Origin of the sequence: Nonomuraea sp. AD125B (assembly GCF_041402765.1) — a bacterium.
Classification (GTDB): Bacteria; Actinomycetota; Actinomycetes; order Streptosporangiales; family Streptosporangiaceae; genus Nonomuraea; species Nonomuraea bangladeshensis.
In genome coordinates this window covers 71,216-91,754 of record NZ_JBGLOU010000006.1, presented here as the reverse complement: position 1 = coordinate 91,754, position 20,539 = coordinate 71,216, and the positions used below count along the sequence as shown (strand labels likewise).

Genomic DNA, 20,539 nt, shown 5'->3' with positions numbered 1-20,539 from the left:
TTAACAGGTCTTCGACCGGGCGCACGCGACGAAGTGGCCCGGAGCGGCCTCCAGCAGGCCGCCGGAGCCCCCGCGCTCGTGGTAGAGGCAGGTGCCCGTGTCCTCGGCGTCGGCCCAATCCTCGTGCAGGCGCGGCACCGCCGACAGCAGCTCGCGCGTGTAGGCATGGAGCGGGTCGCCGAAGACCTCGCCGGTCGGGCCCATCTCCACGACCGCGCCCTCGCGCAGCACGATCGTCCGCTCGGCCAGGTAGTTGCCGAGCGACAGGTCGTGCGTGATGTAGAGCACGCCGAGGCCGCGTGTCTTCAGCTCGGCCAGCAGGTTGAGCACGTCGATGCGGGTGGAGGCGTCGAGCATGCTGGTGATCTCGTCGGCCACCAGCAGGCGGATCTCCAGCAGCAGCGCGCGGGCGATGAGCAGGCGCTGGAGCTGGCCGCCGCTGAGCTGGTGGGGGAACTTGCCGAGCACCTGGTCGGGGTTGAGCCGCACGTCGCGCAGCGCCGCGCGGACCCGCTCGGCCCACTCCCCCTCGGGCACGCCCGGATGGTACGACTCCTTGATCATCGCGAACACCCGGTCGGCCTTGAACACCGGGTTGAACGAGCTGAACGGGTCCTGGAAGATCCCCTGGACGTCGCGGTAGTAGTCCTTGCCCGCCCGCGCCGGCCGCCCGTCGAAGGTGATCGTGCCGCTGGTGGCCTTGCTGAGCCCGAGGATCAGGCGGCCGAGCGTGCTCTTGCCGCTGCCGCTCTCCCCGATGAGGGAGACGACCTCGCCGGGCGCGACGTCGAAGCTGACGTCCCTGACGGCGGTGACGGTACGGCCGCCGAAGGCGCCGATCCTGAACACCTTGGTGACATGGTCGAGTCTCAGCATCAGGCCTTCCAGCAGGCGACGTGGTGGCCGGGCGCGACCTCGGCCACGGGCGGATCCTCGGCGCACTCGTCCCCGGCGAGCGGGCAGCGGGCGCGGAAACGGCAGCCGGCGGGCGGGTCGAGCAGCGACGGCGGGCTGCCGGCGATGCCCTCCAGCCGCCGTTCGGCGTAGCGGACGCCGACCTCGGGCAGCGCGTCGATGAGCAGCCTGGTGTACGGGTGCCTGGGCGCCTTGACGAGCGCGTCGGCGGGGGCCTTCTCGGCGAGGCGGCCCGCGTACATGACCATGATCGTGTCGGCGATGTGGTGGGTGAGCGCGATGTCGTGGGTGACGAAGATCATGCTCTTGACGTAGCCGCTGTCGCGGAAGCCGAGCAGCGCGCGGGCGACGGCCTTCTGGGTGGAGACGTCGAGCGCGGAGGTGACCTCGTCGGCGATGAGCAGCGACGGGTCGAGCAGCGTGGAGATGACCATGACCATGCGCTGCTTCATGCCGCCGGACAGCTCGATCGGGTAGCGGTCGAGCACCTCGCGCGGCAGCCCGACCTGGTCCATGCGCCGCTCCAGCTCGGCGGCGTCGAGCGTGACGCCGCGCGAGCGCAGCAGCTCGCCCACCATCTTGCGGATCTTGCGGGTGGGGTTGAGCGCGCTCATCGCGTACTGCGGGATGAGGGAGACCTCCTTGAAGCGGAAGCCGTTCATCGCCCGGTCGTCGGCGATCGGCAGCTCGCGCCCGTCGAGCACGACCCGGCCGCCGACGTGCCGCATGCGGCCGTCCATGCGGATGAGGGACTTGCCCAGGGTGCTCTTGCCGCAGCCGGACTCGCCGACCAGGCCGAGGATCTCGCCGTCGCCGAGCTCGAAGGACATGCCGTCGAGCGCGCGCACGTCGCCCCTGAGCGTCCGGTAGTGGACCCTCAGCTCGCTGACCTGAAGACTCATGTCTCCCTCAACTTCGGGTTGAAGACCTCGTCGAGGCCGACGTTGGCGACGTACAGGGCGCCGACGATGGCGGTGATGGCGGCGCCGGGCGGCACGAACCACCACCACATGCCGAGCTGGAGCGCGCTCCACTGGTTGGCGTTCTGCAGCATCAGGCCCAGCGAGACGCCCTCGGTGGGGCCGAGGCCGATGAAGTCCAGCGAGGAGGCGATGAGCACCGAGCCGCCGAACAGCAGGATGAACGTCATGAACAGGTAGGAGCTCATGTTCGGGGCGATCTCCCTGGCGATGATGCGCCCGGTGCCCGACCCGCTCATCCTGGCCAGGTCCACGAACTCGCGGGTGCGCAGCGAGAACGTCTGCGCCCGGATCGCCCGCGCCGCCCACGGCCACTGCGTCAGCCCGATGAACAGGCCCTGCACGGCCACGCTGCGGATGCCCAGGTAGGCGTTGACGATCAGCAGCACGGCCAGGCTGGGGATGACCAGGATGATGTTGGTCAGCATGTTGAGCACCTCGTCCACCAGGCCGCCGACGTAGCCGGCCACGAAGCCGACGACCATCCCGATGACCGCGGCGATGCCGCCGCCGACCACGCCGACGGCGAAGGTGGCGCGCAGGCCGTGGACGAACTGGGCGAAGATGTCCTGGCCGAAGGTGGTGGTGCCGAACCAGTGCTCGCCGGTGGGCGGGCTCATCGCCTGGACGCTGTACTCGTTGGGCGCGGCGGCCACGAACAGCGGCCCGATCAGTCCCAGCAGCAGCAGCGCCAGGACGATCGTCAGGCCGGTCATGAGCTTGCCGTTGCGCACCGCGAAGTAGAGCGCCTCGCGCCGGACCGCGGCCCGCTCGCGCGGCACGGCTTCCTGGATCGTCGTCATGCCTGCGCACCCGCCATTCCCGCCCTGGTCCGAGGATCGACCACGACGTAGACGATGTCGATGATGAAGTTGGCGATCAGCACGCCGAGCACGATGAACAGGAACGCGCCCTGGAGGAGGAAGAAGTCCTTGTTCTGGATGGCCTTGAGAATGAGGCTGCCGAGGCCCGGGTAGGCGAAGACGATCTCGGTGACCAGCGCGCCGGCCACGAGCACGCCGAGCTGCAGGGCCAGGCCGGTGATCTGGGGCAGGACGGCGTTGCGGAAGGCGTACCTGCGGATGAGCCGGGCGGGCGCGCCGAGCGCCGACAGGTAGGTCGAGTAGTCCGACTCCAGCTCGTAGATGATCATGTTCCGCATGCCGATCGCCCAGCCGCCCAGCGCCACCAGGAACAGCGACAGGAATGGCAGCGTCCAGTGGTGCAGCAGGTCGAGGAAGAACGTCCACGACAGGTTGGGGCGCATGGAGAAGCTGTAGCCGCCGGCCACCGGGAACAGCCCGGCGATCACGCCGAGCGACCAGGCCAGCAGCACCGCCAGCCACATGTACGGCATCGCCGTCAGCACGTAGCCGACCGGCAGGACGGTGTTGTCGAGCAGCTTGCGGCGGGCCGCGTACGCGCCGAACTGGTTGCCGACGACCCAGCTCAGCAGCACCGACGGGACGACCAGCGCCAGCGTGTACGGCACCGCGCCGCCGATCACCTGGCTCACCGGGGTCGGGAACAGCCAGATGCTGGTGCCGAAGTCGCCGCGCAGCAGCGCGCCCCAGAAGTTGGCGTACTGGGTGAGCAGCGGCTGGTCCAGGCCGAAGAGGTTGTTGTAGTAGGCCCGCATCGCCTCGACGGCCTCGGGCTTGGTGACGTTGGCCCGCGCGACCATGCTGGCGACCGGGTCGCCGGGCATGAAGCGCGGGATCATCCAGTTGACCGTGACGGCGACGAAGAACGTCAGCCCGTAGATGAGCAGTTTCCTGCCGAAATATCGACGCACGTGATCTGTCTCCGTGAGGGCCCCGCTCCCCGTGCACCGGGGAGCGGGGGCTTCGAGGGTCCGGCTAGGAGGCGGCGGGCTGGATCTGGGTGAGGGTCTCGAACCCGCCCAGCTCCAGCCAGTTGCGCCACATCACGGCGGGGGTCTTCGGCGCGCTCCCGGCCGCGGCCGGCCAGTTCTTCCACACCGAGGTGCTGGACTGCGCCCAGAGGCCGTTGTACCAGAGCGGGATCACCGGCAGGTCGTCCAGGTGGATCTGCTGGAGCTGGGAGATGATCTTCTGCATGCCGGCGGTGTCGTCGGTCTTGACCTGGTCGAGCTGCTGGACGAGGTCCCAGGCCTTCTTGTTCTCGTAGCGGCCGAAGTTCACCGTGTTCTGCTGCTTCTGGATCGGCAGCTGGAACAGGTACTCGTAGTACGTGTACGGCGAGTTCGACAGCTGCCGCTCGTTGTTGATCACCAGGTCGAAGTCACCCTTGGTGCGCTTCTCCACCAGGGCGTTGAAGTCGGGGAAGTCGGGCGTGACCTGGATGCCGGCGGCCTTGGCGCTGGCGGCGATCGAGCGGGCCGACTCCATCCAGTCGGTCCAGCCGGACGGGACGATGAGGGACAGGCTGATCTTGGAGCCGTCCTTGTTCTCGACGTAACCGTCGCCGTCGCCGTCCTTGTAGCCGGCGTCGGCCAGCAGCTTCTTGGCCTTGGCGGCGTCGAAGGTGAAGCCGGACTTCGCGACCACGTCCTGGTCGACGTACTTGTCCCACTGCGGCAGCAGGCCGGTCGGGCTGGCGGCCTTGACGAGGTTGCCGTAGACGCCTTCGACGATCTTCTTGACGTCGATCGAGGAGGCGAGGGCCTTGCGGAAGGCGGGGTCGTCCATCGGCTTCTTCGTGGTGTTGGGCACCAGCCAGGCGGTGTTGGCCGACAGCATGTACGGCGGCTCGTTGTAGAAGGTGGTCAGCCCGAAGTTGCCCTTGACCAGGTTGGCCACGCCGGGCAGGAAGTTGTTGCTGAGGTCGAGGCCCTTCTGCAGCAGCAGGCCCATCGCGACCTCGTTGCTCGGGGTGGCGATGTCGACGATGTAGCGGGGCTTGGGCTCCATGTTGAGCGCGGTCTTGCCCCACCAGTCGTCGCGGCGCTGCAGGGTCACGCGGTCCTGGTCCTTGCTCAGGAACTTGTACGCGCCCGTGCCGACCGGGTTCTCGTTGATCCCGTCCAGGACCTCCTTCTCGGAGCGGTCCTTCCAGATGTGCTCGGGGACCATCGTGCGCGTGTAGAGCATGAAGTCCCACTCCTGGTAGTTGGCCGTGGAGAAGGTGAAGCGCGCGGTCCGGTCGTCGACCGCCTCCGCCTTCTGCAGCCAGTTCCACAGGTTGTGGTACGGGATCGTCTCCATCTTGCCGAGCTCGAAGGAGAAGACGACGTCCTTGGCCGTGAACGGCTGTCCGTCGGACCACTTGATGCCGGGGCGCAGCTTGATCTCGTAGGTGGTGTCGTCCGTCCACGAGCCGCTCTCGGCCAGCCAGGGGGTGAGCTTGGCGGCGGTGGTGTCGTAGTGGAACAGCGACTCGTATACCAGGCCCTTGGTGCCGACGGCCGAGTCCCACTCCCTGATCGGGTTGAAGTTGGCCGGCGGGCCCCACTGGGTGCCGGTGGTGTAGAGGGTCTCGCCGCGCGGGAGCTGGTTCGGGTCGGCGTTGGCCGGCGCTCCCTGGCTCTGGCCCTGGCTGGGGGCGGGGCCGGTCGGGGTGGAGGGGCCGCCGCTGCAGGCCGTGGCGGCGAGCAGGACCGCCGCGAGGAGCGGGATGATCTTCCTGGGCCGGTGACGCATCGCTTCTCTCCTTCCTTCGCGTGGGGGCGCGAAGGTTCCTACGAGCACGTACCTGTGGGAGCGCTCCCAGGCTGTCGCCGCCATGAGCGCTGGGGGTTGCTGAACCGGATAAGTACCGCGAACGTAAATTCCTGGTGTCGCTCGCGTCAATAGCCGTGACGGTTTCGAGACATCAGCGCCGGGAGCGCTCTCAACGGTCACCTAACCGGTTCGGTGACCGGATTTCGGGCGGCCGGAAGGGGGCAGGGAGCGGAAGCGCCCACCACATGCCGAGGGGGGCGAATGCCGCCTCTGACGCACCAGGAGACGCTTTGGTTTACCTGCGACATCACAGAAATGTTGCGAAATGGGAGACAAATGGGTTGCGGCCCCGCCAGAATGCCTTGCGATCCAGCGTCCATCGCAACTGGAGGAACCCCCCTATGCGTAGACCCCTTGGGGTCCTTGCCGGCCTGGCGAGCGTCGCCGCCCTGTGCGCGCCGATCACCGCGGCCGAGGCCGCGACCGCATCGCAGGCGGCCTGCCGGGTGACCGTCACCAAGCCCAGGCTCAGCGGGAACGCCCTGAAGATCGTCTCGTCGGCCGCCCGCCGCGGCTGCTTCTCCCCTTCGCTCGTACGCGTCCGCATCCTGCGGGCCGTCCCCGGCAAGGACCCGGTCATCAAGAGCGGCGCCACCAGGAACGGCCGCGTCAGCCTGGCCGTGGACTGCCGGCCCGGCACGTACTACGCGACCGCCACCGACTACCGCGGCCGCCCGGTCAAGTCGCGGGCGGTCCGGCTCACCTGCGACCCGGGCTCGGCCACCCCCACCCCGACGCCCACGAGCTCCCCCAGCGGCTCGCCCACCGCGACGCCGACCAGCAGGCCGACCACCTCGACCTCCCCGACGACCGGCCCGACGACCGGCCCGACGACCGGCCCGACCGGCGGCGCCGTGGGCACCGCGGAGGAGAACGAGGTCGTCAGGCTGGTCAACGCCGAGCGCGCCAAGGCCGGCTGCGGCGCCCTGACGCACAACGCGCAACTACGCGCCGCGGCCTTCGGCCACTCCGCCGACATGGCGAAGCAGAACTACTTCGACCACGACTCGAAGGACGGCCGGAGCTTCATGGACCGCATCCGCGCGGCCGGCTTCACCGGAGGCTCCGCCTGGGCCGAGAACATCGCCAAGGGCCAGACCTCGCCCGCCTCCGTCATGCAGTCGTGGATGAACAGCTCCGGACACAGGGCCAACATCCTGAACTGCCGCTACAACCTCATCGGGGTCGGCGTCGCCAGGAGCCCCCAGGGCACGGTCTACTGGACGCAGGACTTCGCCGCCCGCTAGGACTGGGCGAGTGAGGATCGCAGGCGGCGCATCTCGTCCGCGATCCCGGCCAGGGTCCAGTGGGCGTTGAGCCCGCTCGGGTTGGGCAGCACCCACACCCTGGCCCCGCCCACCGTCTCCTCCTGCGGCCCGATCCGCGCCTTGGGCCGCAGGAAGGCGGTGCGGTAGGCCGACACGCCCAGCACCGCGAGCGCCTTGGGCGCCAGCCCGGCCACCTTCGCCGCCAGCGCGGCCCCGCCCTCGACCAGCTCCTCCCGCGTCAGCTCCGACGCCTTGGCGCTGGCGCGGGGGGCGAGGTTGGTGATGCCGAGCCCGTACTCGGGCAGCAGGTGCTGCTCGGCGGGCGCGAGCAGGCGGGGCGTGAACCCGGACAGGTGCAGCGCGGGCCAGAACCGGTTGCCGGGCCGGGCGAAGTGGTGACCGGTGGCGGCGGACATGAGGCCGGGGTTGATGCCGCAGAACACCACGTCGAGCGAGGGACCGAGGACGTCGTCGAGCACGCCACACCTTAGCCCGAAATTTACGGTGACCGGCCGCGCGCCCGTCAACGGCGCCGCAGGACGGCGATCCCCGGAAGAGGCAAGCCGTTGAAGATCCCTCACAAAGAGGGCTAGCGGGGCGGCCGGACCTCGCGATGGCGTACGGCCGGCGCCCCGCCCAGCTCGTCCAGCAGGTCCGCGAGCAGCGCGCGGCACTCCTCCAACCGCCGCTTCCCGCCGCGTTCGGCCAGCCGCGACTCCAGCGCCTCGCGGGCCCGCCGGGCGATCGCCACCGCCTCGCGGCCTCGCCCGGTCAGGTGCACGCGGCGGATGCGGGCGTCGCGCGGGTCAGCCAGGCGCTCCACGTAGCCGAGGCGTTCGAGCTCGGCCACGGTCTTGGATGCCGCCTGCTGCGTCACGCCCAGCTTCGGGGCCAGGTCGCCCACTGTGGGACCGGCGTCGCCGACGAGATGCTGGAAGACGTATCCGTGTGCGAACCGCAGGCCGGAGAAGCCCTGCTCCGCCAGGCTCTCCTGCACGACGGAGGCGGCCGCGAATCCGACGAAGAGGGCGAGCGTCCCGGTGTCCAGGTCGCCGGGTTGTACAGGCTGCATGAAGACATTCTGCAGTTGACAACCTTGGTTGTACAACTATGGTTGTGAACATGACCGACCTCCAGCAGCACGCCAACGTGGACCTCGCCGTTCGTTACCACGAGGCGGTGTCCCGAGGCGAGAGTCCCGAGCCGTACTTCCACGAGGACGTCGTGCAGCGCGAGCTGCCCAATGCGCTCTTCCCCGACGGGGCCGTACGCGACCTCGGCGGTCTGCGCGCGGCGGCCGAACGCGGCCGCTCGACCATCAAAGAGCAGCGCTTCCAGGTGCTGAACGCGGTCGCGGCCGGCGACCAGGTCGCCCTCGAGGTGCTCTGGACCGGCACACTCGCCGTACCGCTGGGCGACCTGCCGGCCGGCCACACCCTGCGGGCGCACATCGGGACATTCCTCGAGTTCCGCGACGGCAAGATCGCGGCCCAGCGCAACTACGACTGCTACGAGCGCCTGACCCGCCGCTGACATCCCGCCACACAGCGGTGGGCGCCCGCGCAGCACGTGCTGGCGGCACGTACGGAAACGGGGCTAGCCCATCTCCTCCAGCTTGCGGCCCTTCGTCTCCTTGATCCGCCGGAGCACGAAGACGAACGACAGCGCCGCGAAGACCGCGTACGCCGCATAGGTGAGCGGCAGGTTCCAGGCCGCGAGCGCCGGGAACGACACCGTGACCGCCCAGTTGGCCAGCCACTGCGCCGCGGCGGCGACGCCGAGCGCGGCGGCCCGGATCCGGTTGGGGAACATCTCCCCCAGCAGCACCCAGACCACCACACCCCAGGACAGGGCGAAGAACAGCACGAACAGGTTGGCCGCCACGAGCGCGATCGGCCCCTGCGGATCGGGCAGCGCGACCACGCCGCCCCTGTTCACCCGGGGGGCGCTGAACGCCCACGCCGCCGTGGCCAGCGAGAGCGCCATGCCGGCCGAGCCGATCAGCAGCAGCGGACGCCGCCCGATCCTGTCCACGAGCGAGATCGCGATGAAGGTGCCGATGATGTTGATGATCGAGCTGGAGAAGCTGATCAGCAGCGAGTCGCTCTGGTTGATGCCCACCGACTGCCACAGCACCGACGAGTAGTAGAAGATCACGTTGATGCCGACGAGCTGCTGGAAGGCCGACAGGACGATGCCGGCCCACACGATCGGCAGCAGCCCGAGCGCGGGCCCGCGCAGGTCGCGCAGCCCCGGCACCCGCTGGGTGCGCACCACGTGCTGGATCTCGGCGATGCGCGCGTCGAGGTCGGTGTCCTCGCCCTCGACCTCGGCCAGCACCTCCCGCGCCCGCCGCGACTTGCCCGCCATGATCAGGTAGCGCGGCGACTCGGGGATGACCAGCGCGAACATCAGGTAGAGCAGCGCCGGGACCGCGCACGCGCCCAGCATCCACTGCCACGCCTGCAGCACCCACAGGTGGTTGTTGACCGCGCCGCCCGCCAGCCGCGCGATCACGTAGTTGACGAGCTGCGAGACGGCGATGCCGAGCACGATGGCGAGCTGCTGGAACGAGCCGAGCCGCCCCCGGTAGGCGGGCGGCGCGACCTCGGCGATGTACGCCGGCCCGAGCACCGACGCCATGCCGATGGCGAAGCCCGCGATCACCCGCCACAACGCGAGGTCCCAGATGGCGAACGGCAGCATCTGCCCGATCGAGCTGACCGCGAACAGCAGCGCCGCCACCTGCATCGACCGCGTACGGCCCCACCGGTCGGCCAGGTTGCCGCCGAACCAGGCGCCGACGGCGGAGCCCAGCAGCGCGATCGCCACCACGACGCCCGTCTGCACAGGACCCACCTGGAAGTGCCGCTGGATCCCGACGACCGCGCCGTTGATGACGGAGCTGTCATAGCCGAACAGGAACCCGCCGATGGCGGCGGCCGCCGTGATGAACACGACGTAGCTCAGATGCTCCTGATGCGTGTGCTGAGTGGCCATGCAGGTCCTTTCCCCGTCACCGGGGCATACCCGCACGTCAGGGACCTAGCGGACCCCTTACCCAACCTTTAGAGGCGTGGGTCCACCGGCTCGGACTCCAGCGCCAGCACCGCGAAGACCGGCTCGTGCACCCGCCAGGCCGCCTCGCCGTCCGCCAGCCGCGACAGCGCCTCCAGGCCGAGCGCGTGCTCGCGGAGGGCGAGCGAGCGCTTCTTGCCGAGGAAACGCCTGCGCAGCACGTCCAGCGACTCGGTGTAGTCGGGGCCGTAGATGATCCGCAGGTACTCGCGCCCGCGCACCTTGATCCCCGGCTGCACCCGGCCCGGCGTGTGGACCGCGGGCTTGACCACCATGCCCTCGCCGCCGGCCGCCGTCAGCGACTCCCACCACTCGGTGGCCGCCGCCCGCGACGCGGGCGAGCCGAGGTCGGCGAACACGTGCCGGGTCGGGGCGATCAGCGGCGCGTCCAGCCCGCCGAGCGTGGCCAGGTGCCAGGCGTGCGGCTCCAGCGCCGTGGCCCGCCCCTCGCAGGCCAGGATCTGGAACGGGGCCACTTTGACCCCCTCCAGGCCGTCCACCGGCCAGCAGTAGCGCGCATACGCATCGCGGAACAGGGCAGCGTTGGAGGAGCGGCGCCGGGTGCGGATCAACAGCTCGCCCACATCCAGTCCGCGCCCGGCCGCCGCTTCCAGCGCCGCGACCGCCTCCGGCAGGGCCGCGCGGGCGGCCGCGCCCACCGAGGCGTACTGGCGTCTGATCAGCTCGCCCGCCTTCGCCGACCAGGGCAGCAGCTCGCAGTCGAGCACCACCCAGTCGGAGCCGAGCTCGTCCCACAGCGGCGCGCAGGCCGCCCGCAGCCGCTCGGTCAGCGGGCCGGTGTCGGCGAAGAACGGCCGCCCGGTCCGGGTGTAGACCGCGCCGCACGTGCCGTCGCGCACGCCGAAACGGGCCTCGGCGGCCTCCGGCGTACGCGCCAGCACCGCCACCGCCCGCGAGCCCATGTGCTTCTCCTCGCACACGACCTCGCGCACGCCGGCCGCGGCCAGCTCCTCGAACGCCTCGTGCGGGTGCTCCAGGTAACCGTCCAGGCGGGAGGTCTCCGGCGGCGCCATCGTCGGCGGCAGGTAGACCAGCCAGCGCGGATCGACCGCGAAACGGCTCATGACCTCCAGTGCGGCGGCCGCGTTCGCCTCGCCGATCTTGATCCGGCCGCCGTGCCGGGTCTCGACGTGCCGGGTGCCGGTCACGTCGCCGATGTCCAGGGTGCCGGGGTCGCGGCCGAGTCCGGTGCCGAGCGGCTTGACCGGCTCGTACCACACCTTCTCCGCCGGGACCTGGACGAGCTCCCGCTCCGGGTAGCGCAGCGCGGTCAGGTGGCCGCCGAAGACGCAGCCGGTGTCGAGGCAGATCGTGTTGTTGACCCACTCGGGCCGCGTCGTGGGCGTGTGCCCGTAGACGACCATGGCGCGGCCGCGGTAGTCCTCGGCCCACGGCAGGCGGACGGGCAGGCCGTACTCGTCGGTCTCGCCGGTCGTCTCGCCGTACAGGGCGAACTCGCGCACCCGCTTGGAGGCCCGCCCGTGGTAGGACTCCTTCAGCCCGGCGTGCGCGACCACGAGCCGGCCGCCGTCCAGCCGGTAGTGGCTGAGCAGGCCGTCCATGAACGCCTTCGCCCGCGCCACGAACTCCGGCGGCTGCGCGGCGAGCTGGTCCAGCGACTCCTGCAGGCCGTGGGCGATCCTGACCTTGCGGCCGTCGAGCGCGCGCACCAGCTTGTGCTCGTGGTTGCCGGCCACGCAGATCGCCGTGCCGGCCTCGACCATGTCCATGACCAGGCGCAGCACGCCCGGTGTGTCCGGGCCGCGGTCCACGAGGTCGCCGACGAACACCGCCGTACGGCCCTCGGGATGCCGTACGCCCTGCCAGCCCAGCCGGGCCAGCAGCGCCTCCAGCTCGGCCCGGCAGCCGTGCACGTCGCCTATGACGTCGAACGGCCCGGTGAGGTGGGTGAGGTCGGACCACGCCTTCTCGTAGCCGATGACCGCCGCGTCGATCTCCTCGGGGCCGCGCAGCACGTGCACCTTCCTGAACCCCTCGCGGGCGATCCTGCCCATCGAGCGGCGCAGGTCCTTGCGCTGGCGGATCACCACGCCGGGGCCGAAGTCGCGGTCGGGGCGGGCGGCGTTGCGCGCGATGGCCACCTGCTCGGGCACGTCCAGGACAATAGCGTCGGCCAGCACGTGGTGCCTCCTGGCCAGCGCGACGAGGCTCTCGCGGGCGGCCTGCTGGACGTTGGTGGCGTCCACGACGGTGAGCAGCCCGCGGGCCAGCCGCACGCCCACGATGTGGTGCAGCAGGTCGAACGCCGCCGGGGTGGCCGCCTGGTCGTTCTCGTCGTCGGCGACCAGGCCGCGGCAGAAGTCGGAGGAGATCACCTGCGTCGGCTTGAAGTGCCGGCGCGCGAACGTCGACTTGCCGCTGCCGGAGACCCCGACGAGCACCACGAGCGACAGCTCAGGAACGCTGATCACGGGTGAACACTCCCATCTGGGTCGGCGGGCCGACCTCCGGGTCGTCGTCGCCGACCGGCTCGAACGCCACCGCGTAGCCGTGCTCGGCCGCCACCCGGCTTGCCCAGGCGGCGAACTCGGCGCGGGTCCACTCGAAGCGGTGGTCGGGGTGGCGCAGGCCGGTCAGGAACTCGTAGCGGACGTTGTACTCGACGTTGGGCGTGGTGACGACGACGTGCCGGGGGCGGGCGTGGCCGAACACGACGCGCTCCAGCGCCGCCAGGCGGGGCGGGTCCACGTGCTCGATCACCTCCATGAGCACGGCGGCGTCGTAGCCGGACAGGCGCTTGTCGGTGTAGGTGAGCGCGCCCTGGAAGAGGGTGAGGCGGGCCCGCTTGGCCTCGGGCATGCGGTCGAGGCGCAGGCGGCGGGCGGCGATGGTGAGGGCCAGCGGGGAGACGTCCATGCCGGCGACCCGCGCGAACGCCGGGCGCGACAGCAGCGCGCCGACCAGCTCTCCCTGGCCACAGCCCAGGTCGATGACGCTGGCGGCGCCGAGCTCGGTCAGCTTGCCCAGCACCGCCTCCCGCCGCCGCACACTCAGCGACCCGCCCTTGACCTCCGGCTCCCCGGCCTTCTCGCCGCCGGCCGCACCCGGCTCGCCGACCTCGCCGGCCCCCGCGGCCGGCGCCTCCCCGGCTACCGTGGCCTCGGTCTCGCTCGCCTCGGCCTCGGCGGCGGCGGCCTCGTCGGCGGCGGTCGCCTCGGGCGGGGCGTCCTCGGCGAGCGCCGGCTCCAGGTGCTCCTCGGTCTCGTCGCCCAGCTCGGCGAGCCGGGTCAGCGCCGTACGCGCCAGCGACCAGCGCCGTCCCAGGTAGCGGCGGGTGATCAGGCCCCGCTCCGGATGCCCGCGCAGCCAGCCCTCCCCCGCCCGGATCAGCTTGTCCACCTCGTCGGGGGCGATCCAGTAGTGCTTGCCGTCGTCGAGCACCGGCAGCAGCACGTACAGGTGGTTGAGCGCGTCGGCGACCCGCACCGTGCCGCGCAGCGCGAGACGGACATAACGGGACTCACCCCACTCGGGGAAACCCTCGTCGAGCGGCAGCACCCGCGCCTCGACCTCCCACCCCAGCGGCTCGAACAGCCGCCGGGCCAGGTCGGGCCCGCCACGGCAGGGCAGCGCGGGCAGCGTCAGCTCCAGCGGCAGCGCCCTGCCCGGCAGCTCGGGCCGGGCCGCGCACCGACCCGCCCGCGCGGTGCGGAACACCTCGCCGAGCGCCACCGCGAGCAGTGAGGAGGCCGCGTAGGGGCGGTCGTTGACGTACTGCGACAGGCTGAAGTCGGGCGAGCCCTTGCCGCGCGCCCTGGCCAGCGCGACCGGGTCGATCTCCAGCAGCAGCGCCGCCGTGCAGCGCTCCTCGCCCGCCTCCGGGTAGAACACGGTGGCCGTGCCGGACGACTGGCGGAACTCCTGCACGCGCTCGGGATGCTTGTGCAGGAGGAAACCCAGGTCGGTGGCGGGCCTCGCGGTGTTCGTGATCGTCAGCAGCACCCTCCCAAGTGTGCAGGAACGCCGCGAAAACCCGCCATCCGTTTACCTACACGTGCGGCAGCACCTCGGCCGCGATCAGCTCCAGGTGCTCCAGGTCGCCGAGGTCGAGGACCTGCAGGTAGAACCGCTCGGCGCCGAGCGCGCCGAACTGCCCGATCCGCTCGACGACCTCGGCCGGCGTGCCGCACAGGCCGTTCTCGCGCAGCTTGTCCGCGTCCTCGCCGATGGCCGCCGCGCGCCGCTCGATCTCCGCCCGGTCCGCGCCGACCACCGTGGTCTGCGCGGCCGACAGCACGACCTCGCGCCCGGTCTCCTCGCACGCCCGGCGCACCCGGTCGTACGCCGCCCCGGTGTCGGACAGCGAGCGGAACGGGACGTTGTACTCGTCGGCGTACGTCGCCGCGAGGCGCGGCGTGCGCTTGGCGCCGACCCCGCCGATGATGATCGGCGGCCGGGGCCGCTGCGCCGGCTTGGGCAGCGCGGGCGAGTCGGCCAGCCGGTAGTAGCTGCCTTCGAAGGAGTAGATCTTCTCCGCCGTCCACAGACCGGTGATGATCTCCAACTGCTCCTCGAAACGGCCGAAGCGCTCGCCGGCGGGCGGGAACGGGATGCCGTACGAGGTGTGCTCGGCGTCGAACCACCCGGTGCCGAGGCCCAGCTCCACCCGGCCGCCGCTCATCTGGTCGACCTGGGCCACGCTGATCGCCAGCGGCCCGGGCAGCCGGAACGTGGCCGGCGACACCAGCGTGCCCAGCCTGATGGCCGAGGTCTCCCTCGCCAGACCCGCCAGCGTGACCCACGCGTCGGTCGAGCCGACGCCGGGGTCGCCCGCGCCGATGCGCTGATAATGGTCGGACCGGAAGAACGCGTCGAAGCCCAGCCGCTCGGCGGTCTGGGCGACGGTGAGCAGGTCGTCATAGGTGGCGCCCTGCTGGGGCTCAGTAAAGATCCGCAGCTTCATGTCAGCCATTATCAGCGCACAACGGACGCGAACCGGAAAGGGGTCACGTCGCGTCGCCCGGCTTGCTAGCGTTCAACCCAGCGCCCTAGGTAGCCGATCGAACACGGGGAGTGCTCTATGCCGCGGCACCAGAGGGAGCCGGGCCTGCTCCCCCGTCCTCTCGCCGTTCTCGCCGGGCTCGCGCTCGTGGCCGCCACCGTCGTGGCGGTCCGGCTGCTGCCGCCCGCGAGCGCCGTCGCCACGTCCCCGCCGCCCGCGCCGCCCGCCTCCCGTGCCGCGCCCCTCGGCCTGCACACGCCCGCGCTCTCGGCCGCGGTGGCCGAGGCGCCGCCGCCCGGCTTCATGCGGCCCGGCCTCGTGGGGCCCGCCACCGTGGGTCCCGGCTTCGTGGGGTACGTCGACACCGCCGCCGACCCCGCGTTCGACCTGCCGGCCACGGCCCTGCGCACCGGCGTGCTCCACTACCTGCTCGGCCACCTCGTCGCGGGCGGCGCCGACGGCTGCTCCCCCGCCTGGGCGAGCGCGGGCGGCATACTCATCGACCCCGGCGTCAACCAGGTGGCCAACCGGATCGGGCGGCTCAGGGCGCTCGGCGGCGACGCCGCGACGTCGTTCGGCGGCGGGAGCGGGGACGGAGACGGGAGCGGGGGCGCGGGCGCGGGCGGCGCCGACCCGGCCGCCCGCTGCACCGAGCCGCGCGCGCTCGCCGCGGCCTACCGGCGGGTGGTGGGCGCCTTCGACGTCTCCGCCGTCGACTTCGAGCTGCCCGCCGAGGGCGAGAGCGCCGCGACGGCGGCGCGCCGGGCCCGCGCGCTCCGGGTCCTCCAGCAGGAGCGGGAGCTCCAGGTCAGCTTCACCGCGCCGCTCACGGCGTCCGGGCTGGGGGCGTCCTGCGTGGCGGCGCTGCGGGCCGCCCACCGGGCCGGGGCCGAGGTCGGCACCGTCAACCTGCTGGCCGGGCTGGAGCCGCGCACGGCCCCCTCCGGCCGGCTGTCCCGGCTCGCCGCCGCCGTACGGCTGGCCGAGGCGCAGATCGCCCGCGCCCAGTCGCTGCCGGACGAGGAGGACGCCTGGCGGCGCGTCGCGCTGACGCTGGTGCTCGCCGACGGGTCCGAGCTGAGCGAGCAGGACGCCCGCACCCTCTCCGATTACGCCGTACGCCACGATCTCGCCTGGCTGTCCCTGCGCGGGGCCGATCCCGAAGAGGGGGCTGCGACCGTTCTGCGCGGATCCGTACCCTGACTATAGGATTCCCTTACCGTCAACATGTCCAGGCGAGTGGGGAGGGGGCGATGGCGGCTCGTCCTGAGACGGCCAGGAAGATCCTGATCTACTGGATGGACGGCGTCGTGGCGATGATCGCCGTCATCACCGTGGCGTTCACCGTCGGCCGGAGCATGGCGGGCGTGATCTCGCCCCTCCACGCCGCGGTCACCGTCACCTGTCAGCTCGGGCTGTGCGCGCTGTTCCCCGTCCTTCTCAGGGAGGCCTTCGACCACCGGCCGCGCCCCACCTGGAGGCTGGCGCTCGCGGGGGTGTTCGCGCTGACCGCGACGCTGCTGCGCCCGCCCGCTTACGACAACTCCTCGCCGTGGATCGAGGTGGGCACGCTGTGGCTGGCCGCGGCCGCACTCTACCTGTCGCCCCGGGCGATCGCCTGCCTGTCGGCGGCGGTTGCCGGGCTGCTCACCGTCCACGGCGCGCTCGTGCACGGGCAGAGCTGGCTCGGCGTCCTGATCAGCCTGTCGATCAACTTCGCCTTCATGATCCCGGCCATGCTCCTGTGGCGCTGGCTCTGGTGGATCATCAGGGACGCCTCCAACGCCCGCGAGGCGCGGGCCCGGCTCGCGGTCGCCGAGGAACGGCTGCGCTTCGCCCGCGACCTGCACGACCTGCTCGGCCACAGCCTGGCGGTGATCACGCTCAAGAGCGAGCTGGCCGCCAAGCTCGCCACCAAGGACGCCGGGCGGGCGCTGACGGAGATGACCGAGGTCCGTGAGCTGGCCGGCGACTCGCTGGCCGAGGTCCAGCAGGCGGTGCACGGCTACCAGCACCTCGACCTCGACCAGGAGGTGGCCGGGGTGCGGGCGGCGCTGGAGGCGTCCGGCACGCGCTGCGTCGTCCACGTACGCGCCGACGGGCTCGGACCGGCCGCGCGGGCGCTGCTCGCGTGGGTGGTGCGCGAGGGCGGCACCAACGTGCTCAAGCACAGCAGGGCCACGCGCTGCGCCATCACGATCGACGGCGGCCTGCTGGAGATGCGCAACGACGGGGTGGCGCGGGGCGCGGCGCCGCCGCCGGGCAGCGGCCTGCGCGGGCTGGCCGAGCGGCTGGTCGCCGCGGGCGGCACCCTCTCGGCCGCGCCCACGGCGACGGGCGAGTTCCTGCTGCGCGCGACCGTGCCGGTCGTGGGCGAGCTGCCGGCGCGGGAGACGGTGCCGGCATGACACCGACTTCAAAGGCCGGCCCGGCAGACCCGCAGCCCGGCCCGGTGACCCCGGAGGCGGGTGCGGCCGTCGGGGACGGGCGGCGGGTGGGGCCGTTGCGGCGGGTGCGCGGCGCGACCAAGCTCGACAAGGTCCGCTGGGTGATCGTCTACTCCACCGACATCGTGACGCTGCTCGGCCTGATCGGCCTCTACACGCTCTACGTCCAGTGGCAGATGGGCCTGCCCGCCGCCGTGGCGGGCGGCGCCGCCGTCCTGCTGGTGATCTTCACCGCGCTGTGCACGCGGCCGTTCCGGGTGGCGGTGCGCGGCGGGCCGCGGCCCACGAAGCTGCTGGCCGTGACCGGGGCGCTCGCGCTGCTGCTGGCCGTCGTGGCCGTGGTGTGGGCGCTGCCGCCCTGGCTGGGGGCGCTGACGCCGTTCGTCCGCAGGCGCACGATCGCCGTCGTCTCGACCGGCTCGATCGTGATCCTCGCCCTGATCGGGGTGCTGTCCGGGGCGAGGCTCGCGGACATGCTGGCGCTGGTGCTGGTGATGACGTTCCTGACGGTGCTCGCGGTCGTCGCGACGTGGGCGAACCTGCGGCTGTGGCGGCTGGCCCACGAGGCGCACGAGGGCGAGGAGGCGCTGGCCAGGCTCGCGGTGTCGGAGGAGCGGCTGCGCTTCGCCCGTGACCTCAACGACCTGCTCGGCCAGAGCCTCACCGACGTGGCCGCCCGCGCCGGGCACGCCGAGGAGCGGCTGCGCGTCGATCCGGAGGCGGCCGCGGCCGAGATGTTCGAGGTGCGGGACCTGGCCCGGCGCTCGCTGCGCGAGGTGCGCGCGGTCGTCCAGAACTACCGCGCCGTCGACCTCGACGAGGTCCTCGCCAGCGTACGGGCCGTGCTGGAGGCCGCGGGCGTGCGCTGCGCCGTACGCGCCGACACGGCGGCGCTGTCCCCCGAGAGCCGCACGCTGCTGGCCACGGTCGTCCGCGAGGGCACCACCAACGTGCTCAAGCACAGCCGGGCCGAGCGCTGCGAGATCAGGATCGAGGACGGCGTGCTGGAGATGTCCAACGACGGGGTGAGCGGCCCGGTGGGCCCACACGCGCCCAACGGCCTGGCCGGACTGGCCGAACGGGTGCGCGCGGCGGGCGGCAGCCTGGAGGCGGCGCCCACGCCCGAGGGCCGTTACCTGCTGCGGGCGGCGGTGCCCGCGTGAGACGTGGGGAGAGACCATGACCATCCGCGTGCTGCTCGCCGACGACGAGCACCTCGTCCGCGGCGCCATCGCGGCCCTGCTGGACCTGGAGGAGGGCATTCAGGTGATCGCCCAGGTCGGCCGGGGTGACGAGGTCGTCGCCGCCGTGTCCGAGCACCGGCCCGACGTGGCCGTCCTGGACATCGAGATGCCCGGCATGGACGGCCTGAGTGCGGCCGAGCAGATCAGCGCCCATTGCAAGATCGTCATACTGACCAGCCTGGGCCGGCCCGGCTACCTGCGCCGGGCCATGGCCGCGGGCGTGGGCGGCTTCCTCGGCAAGGACGCATCCGCCGAGGAGCTCGCCATGGCGATCCGCAAGGTCCAGGGCGGCGGGCGCTACCTCGACGCCGAGCTGGCCGCGGCGGCCATGGCGGCCGGCGACAGCCCGCTGACCGACCGCGAGCGCGACGCGCTGCGGCTGGCCGGCGACGGCGCGACGATCTCCAGGATCGCGGGCGAGCTGCACCTGACCGAGGGCACCGTGCGCAACTACCTGTCGAGCGCGATGACCAAGCTCAATGCCCAGAACCGGCTGGAGGCCATCCGTACGGCCCAGCGCATGGGCTGGCTCTGACCCCGGCTCGCCAGGAGCGGGGGTCAGTGCTGGGAGAGCAGGTGAGCCAGCTCCTGCTCGACCTCCTGGTTGGCCACGAAGAGCAGCTCGTCGCCCGCCTCCAGCGGGTCGTCCGCCGACGGCACCAGCACCCGCCCCTCGCGCAGGATCGCGACCAGCGCGGAGTCGTTCGGCCACGGCACCGCGCCGGCCCGCTGGCCGACGACGGGGGCGTCCTCGGCCAGGGTGAGCTCGACGAGGTTGGCCTGGCCCTGGCGGAACGTCATGAGCCGCACCAGGTCGCCGACGCTCACCGCCTCCTCGACCAGGGCGCTCAGCAGGCGCGGGGTGGAGACGGCGACGTCGACGCCCCACGACTCGTTGAACAGCCACTCGTTGTTGGGGTGGTTGATGCGGGCCACCACGCGCGGCACGCCGTACTCGGTCTTGGCCAGCAGCGACACCACGAGGTTGACCTTGTCGTCGCCGGAGGAGGCGACCACGACGTTGCAGTTGTTGAGCCCGGCCTCGTCGAGTGAGGCGATCTCGCAGGCGTCGGCGAGCAGCCATTCGGCCCGCGGCACGCTGTCGATCTTGATGGCGCGGGGGTCGACGTCGATGAGCAGGACCTCGTGGCCGTTCTCCAGCAGCTCCGCGGCGATGGAACGCCCGACCGCGCCCGCTCCGGCGATGGCGACGCGCATCAGTCATCCTCTTCCGGCGCCCCGGCGAGCGCCTTGTTGATCCGGTCCATGTCGTTCTCGGCGGCGATGACGTGCAGCACGTCGCCCTCCTGCACCACCAGGTCCTTGGTGACGGTGAGGGCCTCGCCCATGCGGTTGACGAACGCGGCGCGGGCGCCGACGCGCTTCTCCACGTCGATGACGCGGGTGCCGATCCAGGAGGGGTTGACCGCCACCTCGGCGAGCACGACGGTGCCCGTGGGGTCGCGCCACAGCGGCTCGGCGCCCTCCGGCAGGATGCGGCGCATGATCTGGTCGGCGGTCCAGCGGACGGTGGCCACCGTGGGGATGCCGAGGCGCTGGTAGACCTCGGCCCGGCGGGGGTCGTAGATGCGCGCCACGACGTTGTCGACGCCGAACGTCTCGCGGGCCACCCGCGCGGAGATGATGTTGGAGTTGTCGCCGCTGGAGACGGCCACGAACGCCGCCGCCGACTCGACGCCGGCGTCGGTGAGCACGTCGCGATCGAAGCCGACCCCGGTCACCCGGCGGCCCCGGAACCCGGCCCGCAGCCGCCGGAACGCCTGGGGGTCGCGGTCGATGATGGCGACGGAATGACCGTTGTCCTCGAGGATGTGCGCGAGGGTCGATCCCACACGGCCACACCCCATGATCACAATATGCATGTTCCCCCGCATGTTCGCGGCCGGCGGTTGCTCAGC

19 protein-coding genes are annotated in these 20,539 nt (G+C 71.9%); 6 read left to right on the top strand and 13 right to left on the bottom strand.

Features of this window, described 5'->3' with window-relative positions; all coding sequences use genetic code 11:
* From ACBR40_RS17320 to ACBR40_RS17300, 5 genes are all read right to left on the bottom strand, one after another.
* Nucleotides 1-876, bottom strand: a complete 876-nt coding sequence (locus ACBR40_RS17320) for an ABC transporter ATP-binding protein (RefSeq protein WP_371249381.1) — start codon at nt 874-876, stop codon at nt 1-3.
* Complete coding sequence (locus ACBR40_RS17315; RefSeq protein WP_371249380.1) at nt 876-1,817, bottom strand: ABC transporter ATP-binding protein; 942 nt, start codon at nt 1,815-1,817, stop codon at nt 876-878. The genes ACBR40_RS17320 and ACBR40_RS17315 overlap by 1 nt, the downstream gene beginning before the upstream one ends.
* Entirely contained in the window at nt 1,814-2,698 is an 885-nt protein-coding gene (locus ACBR40_RS17310; RefSeq protein ID WP_344212341.1) for an ABC transporter permease, read from the bottom strand. Before ACBR40_RS17310 ends, ACBR40_RS17315 begins: the two co-directional genes overlap by 4 nt.
* Nucleotides 2,695-3,690 (bottom strand): ABC transporter permease, encoded by a 996-nt coding sequence (locus tag ACBR40_RS17305; protein WP_329573855.1) that lies wholly within the window; start codon nt 3,688-3,690, stop codon nt 2,695-2,697. Before ACBR40_RS17305 ends, ACBR40_RS17310 begins: the two co-directional genes overlap by 4 nt.
* 64 nt (nt 3,691-3,754) lie before the next feature.
* Complete coding sequence (locus ACBR40_RS17300; protein WP_344212344.1) at nt 3,755-5,518, bottom strand: ABC transporter substrate-binding protein; 1,764 nt, start codon at nt 5,516-5,518, stop codon at nt 3,755-3,757.
* Nucleotides 5,519-5,940: 422 nt separating this feature from the next.
* Between ACBR40_RS17300 and ACBR40_RS17295 the strand changes: the two genes are divergently transcribed.
* Nucleotides 5,941-6,846 (top strand): CAP domain-containing protein, encoded by a 906-nt coding sequence (locus ACBR40_RS17295; protein ID WP_371249379.1) that lies wholly within the window; start codon nt 5,941-5,943, stop codon nt 6,844-6,846.
* Here ACBR40_RS17295 and mug read toward each other — a convergent pair.
* Complete coding sequence (gene mug / locus ACBR40_RS17290; RefSeq protein WP_344212348.1) at nt 6,843-7,346, bottom strand: G/U mismatch-specific DNA glycosylase; 504 nt, start codon at nt 7,344-7,346, stop codon at nt 6,843-6,845. The genes ACBR40_RS17295 and mug overlap by 4 nt on opposite strands.
* Before the next feature lie 110 nt (nt 7,347-7,456).
* Nucleotides 7,457-7,939 carry a MarR family winged helix-turn-helix transcriptional regulator gene (locus ACBR40_RS17285; RefSeq protein ID WP_371249378.1) on the bottom strand — a complete coding sequence of 161 codons (483 nt, stop codon included), beginning with the start codon at nt 7,937-7,939 and terminating at the stop codon, nt 7,457-7,459.
* Between the two features lie 50 nt (nt 7,940-7,989).
* Here ACBR40_RS17285 and ACBR40_RS17280 point away from each other — a divergent pair, with 50 nt between their 5' ends.
* Entirely contained in the window at nt 7,990-8,400 is a 411-nt protein-coding gene (locus ACBR40_RS17280) for a nuclear transport factor 2 family protein (RefSeq protein ID WP_344212350.1), read from the top strand.
* A 63-nt stretch (nt 8,401-8,463) separates the two neighbouring features.
* On the opposite strand, the gene ACBR40_RS17275 is transcribed toward ACBR40_RS17280, so the two are convergent.
* The 4 genes from ACBR40_RS17275 to ACBR40_RS17260 all read right to left on the bottom strand — a co-directional run bounded on the left by ACBR40_RS17275 (nt 8,464) and on the right by ACBR40_RS17260 (nt 14,890).
* A complete protein-coding gene (locus ACBR40_RS17275; RefSeq protein ID WP_344212351.1) occupies nt 8,464-9,867 on the bottom strand; it encodes a sugar porter family MFS transporter in 1,404 nt (467 codons plus the stop codon).
* Between the two features lie 68 nt (nt 9,868-9,935).
* On the bottom strand, nt 9,936-12,398 hold the full coding sequence (locus ACBR40_RS17270; protein ID WP_371249377.1) for a polynucleotide kinase-phosphatase: 2,463 nt from the start codon (nt 12,396-12,398) through the stop codon (nt 9,936-9,938).
* On the bottom strand, nt 12,382-13,929 hold the full coding sequence (locus tag ACBR40_RS17265; RefSeq protein ID WP_344212353.1) for a 3' terminal RNA ribose 2'-O-methyltransferase Hen1: 1,548 nt from the start codon (nt 13,927-13,929) through the stop codon (nt 12,382-12,384). The genes ACBR40_RS17270 and ACBR40_RS17265 overlap by 17 nt, the downstream gene beginning before the upstream one ends.
* Nucleotides 13,930-13,975: 46 nt before the next feature.
* Entirely contained in the window at nt 13,976-14,890 is a 915-nt protein-coding gene (locus tag ACBR40_RS17260) for an LLM class F420-dependent oxidoreductase (protein ID WP_371249376.1), read from the bottom strand.
* 117 nt (nt 14,891-15,007) lie between these two features.
* Here ACBR40_RS17260 and ACBR40_RS17255 point away from each other — a divergent pair, with 117 nt between their 5' ends.
* From ACBR40_RS17255 to ACBR40_RS17240, 4 genes are read left to right on the top strand one after another with little or no spacing between them, the layout of a single operon-like run.
* The gene (locus ACBR40_RS17255; RefSeq protein ID WP_371249375.1) at nt 15,008-16,132 is read left to right on the top strand and encodes a hypothetical protein; all 1,125 of its coding nucleotides are present in this window, start codon (nt 15,008-15,010) and stop codon (nt 16,130-16,132) included.
* A 50-nt stretch (nt 16,133-16,182) separates the two neighbouring features.
* Nucleotides 16,183-17,337 carry a sensor histidine kinase gene (locus ACBR40_RS17250; protein WP_371249374.1) on the top strand — a complete coding sequence of 385 codons (1,155 nt, stop codon included), beginning with the start codon at nt 16,183-16,185 and terminating at the stop codon, nt 17,335-17,337.
* On the top strand, nt 17,334-18,539 hold the full coding sequence (locus tag ACBR40_RS17245; RefSeq protein ID WP_371249373.1) for a sensor histidine kinase: 1,206 nt from the start codon (nt 17,334-17,336) through the stop codon (nt 18,537-18,539). The genes ACBR40_RS17250 and ACBR40_RS17245 overlap by 4 nt, the downstream gene beginning before the upstream one ends.
* A 16-nt stretch (nt 18,540-18,555) precedes the next feature.
* On the top strand, nt 18,556-19,155 hold the full coding sequence (locus ACBR40_RS17240) for a response regulator transcription factor (protein WP_344212361.1): 600 nt from the start codon (nt 18,556-18,558) through the stop codon (nt 19,153-19,155).
* 23 nt (nt 19,156-19,178) lie between these two features.
* On the opposite strand, the gene ACBR40_RS17235 is transcribed toward ACBR40_RS17240, so the two are convergent.
* Nucleotides 19,179-19,838: a TrkA family potassium uptake protein gene (locus ACBR40_RS17235; protein ID WP_344212363.1), complete on the bottom strand. Its 660-nt coding sequence runs from the start codon at nt 19,836-19,838 to the stop codon at nt 19,179-19,181.
* Nucleotides 19,838-20,503, bottom strand: coding sequence for a TrkA family potassium uptake protein (locus tag ACBR40_RS17230; protein ID WP_344212365.1), 666 nt, complete (start codon nt 20,501-20,503; stop codon nt 19,838-19,840). The genes ACBR40_RS17235 and ACBR40_RS17230 overlap by 1 nt, the downstream gene beginning before the upstream one ends.
* Between the last annotated feature and the right edge of the window lie 36 nt (nt 20,504-20,539).

Coding starts and splice junctions, on each gene's coding strand:
- ACBR40_RS17320 (WP_371249381.1), bottom strand. CDS start 876: ATGCTGAGACTCGACCATGTCACCAAGGTGTTCAGGATCGGCGCCTTC.
- ACBR40_RS17315 (WP_371249380.1), bottom strand. CDS start 1,817: ATGAGTCTTCAGGTCAGCGAGCTGAGGGTCCACTACCGGACGCTCAGG.
- ACBR40_RS17310 (WP_344212341.1), bottom strand. CDS start 2,698: ATGACGACGATCCAGGAAGCCGTGCCGCGCGAGCGGGCCGCGGTCCGG.
- ACBR40_RS17300 (WP_344212344.1), bottom strand. CDS start 5,518: ATGCGTCACCGGCCCAGGAAGATCATCCCGCTCCTCGCGGCGGTCCTG.
- ACBR40_RS17295 (WP_371249379.1), top strand. CDS start 5,941: ATGCGTAGACCCCTTGGGGTCCTTGCCGGCCTGGCGAGCGTCGCCGCC.
- ACBR40_RS17285 (WP_371249378.1), bottom strand. CDS start 7,939: ATGCAGCCTGTACAACCCGGCGACCTGGACACCGGGACGCTCGCCCTC.
- ACBR40_RS17280 (WP_344212350.1), top strand. CDS start 7,990: ATGACCGACCTCCAGCAGCACGCCAACGTGGACCTCGCCGTTCGTTAC.
- ACBR40_RS17275 (WP_344212351.1), bottom strand. CDS start 9,867: ATGGCCACTCAGCACACGCATCAGGAGCATCTGAGCTACGTCGTGTTC.
- ACBR40_RS17260 (WP_371249376.1), bottom strand. CDS start 14,890: ATGAAGCTGCGGATCTTTACTGAGCCCCAGCAGGGCGCCACCTATGAC.
- ACBR40_RS17255 (WP_371249375.1), top strand. CDS start 15,008: ATGCCGCGGCACCAGAGGGAGCCGGGCCTGCTCCCCCGTCCTCTCGCC.
- ACBR40_RS17250 (WP_371249374.1), top strand. CDS start 16,183: ATGGCGGCTCGTCCTGAGACGGCCAGGAAGATCCTGATCTACTGGATG.
- ACBR40_RS17245 (WP_371249373.1), top strand. CDS start 17,334: ATGACACCGACTTCAAAGGCCGGCCCGGCAGACCCGCAGCCCGGCCCG.
- ACBR40_RS17240 (WP_344212361.1), top strand. CDS start 18,556: ATGACCATCCGCGTGCTGCTCGCCGACGACGAGCACCTCGTCCGCGGC.
- ACBR40_RS17235 (WP_344212363.1), bottom strand. CDS start 19,838: ATGCGCGTCGCCATCGCCGGAGCGGGCGCGGTCGGGCGTTCCATCGCC.
- ACBR40_RS17230 (WP_344212365.1), bottom strand. CDS start 20,503: ATGCATATTGTGATCATGGGGTGTGGCCGTGTGGGATCGACCCTCGCG.